The organism is Stenotrophomonas sp. AS012628 (genome assembly GCF_010608305.1).
In the GTDB taxonomy this organism is placed as follows: domain Bacteria; phylum Pseudomonadota; class Gammaproteobacteria; order Xanthomonadales; family Xanthomonadaceae; genus Stenotrophomonas; species Stenotrophomonas geniculata.
On sequence record NZ_VMBJ01000142.1, the window covers coordinates 1 to 267 of the forward strand.

Genomic DNA, 267 nt, shown 5'->3' on the forward strand with positions numbered 1-267 from the left:
GTTTCGGGCAGGGGGCGGGGTTCGATACGCATCAGGTCACTCGTTCGGCTCGACGGAAGGAAACGGCGGCGGCGATCAACGCTCGCCCTGCAGCCACTCCAGCTGCAACTCGTGCTGGCCGTTCTCGTCGGTGACGAACAGGGTGCCCTCACTGATCATCACGGTCCAGTTGATCGAACGCGGCAGGTCGCGGGACAGGCTCTCCAGGGGTTCCTGGGGCACTGCCGCGACGTTGATGTTCTTCAGGCTGCGCACGCTGTCCAGCAC

The 267-nt window shown here is 64.8% G+C and carries 1 protein-coding gene; it reads right to left on the reverse strand.

Annotation, left to right across the window (positions count from 1 at the left end):
* Positions 1–75: 75 nt before the first annotated feature.
* Positions 76–267 (reverse strand): YaeQ family protein (locus G5A07_RS21325; protein ID WP_191863986.1); only part of this gene is annotated, 192 nt, incomplete at its 5' end.